The sequence below is a fragment of the Paracoccus luteus genome (assembly GCF_004522155.1).
Taxonomy (GTDB): Bacteria; Pseudomonadota; Alphaproteobacteria; order Rhodobacterales; family Rhodobacteraceae; genus Paracoccus; species Paracoccus luteus.
The window spans coordinates 1-728 of sequence record NZ_SDEA01000037.1 but is presented as its reverse complement, the minus strand read 5'-3'; the positions used below and the strand labels follow the sequence as shown (position 1 = coordinate 728).

1 protein-coding gene is annotated in these 728 nt (G+C 67.0%); it reads left to right on the top strand.

Annotation, left to right across the window (positions count from 1 at the left end; all coding sequences use genetic code 11):
* A partial coding sequence (locus tag EPA64_RS16170; RefSeq protein WP_246026804.1) for a GTP-binding protein occupies nucleotides 1–728 on the top strand: 728 nt, incomplete at both ends.

Sequence of the window (728 nt, the reverse complement as noted above, 5' to 3'; positions counted from 1 at the left end):
GGCGCCGCGCAGATGGACGGCGCGATCCTGGTGGTGAACGCCGCCGACGGCCCGATGCCGCAGACGCGCGAGCATATCCTGCTGGGCCGCCAGGTCGGCATCCCGTTCATGGTCGTCTACCTGAACAAGGTCGACCAGGTCGATGACGAGGAGTTGCTGGAGCTGGTCGAGATGGAGGTGCGGGAACTCCTGTCCTCCTACGACTATCCCGGCGACGACATCCCGATCGTCAAGGGCTCGGCGCTGGCGGCGCTGGAAGGCCGCGACCCGGCCATCGGCGAAGAGTCGATCAAGGCGCTGATCGCCGCCGTGGACGAATACATCCCGACGCCGGAACGCGCCGTGGACCAGCCGTTCCTGCTGCCGATCGAGGACGTGTTCTCGATTTCCGGCCGCGGCACGGTGGTGACCGGCCGGATCGAGCGCGGCGCGGTGAACGTCGGCGACGAACTGGAAATCGTGGGCATCCGCGACACCCGCAAGACCACCTGCACGGGCGTCGAGATGTTCCGCAAGCTGCTGGACCGCGGCGAGGCGGGCGACAACGTCGGCGTGCTGCTGCGCGGCATCGACCGTGACGGCGTGGAACGCGGGCAGGTGCTGTGCAAGCCCAAGTCGGTGAACCCGCACACCAAGTTCGAGGCCGAGGCCTATATCCTGACCAAGGAAGAGGGCGGCCGTCACACCCCGTTCTTCGCCAACTATCGCCCGCAGTTCTATTTCCGCAC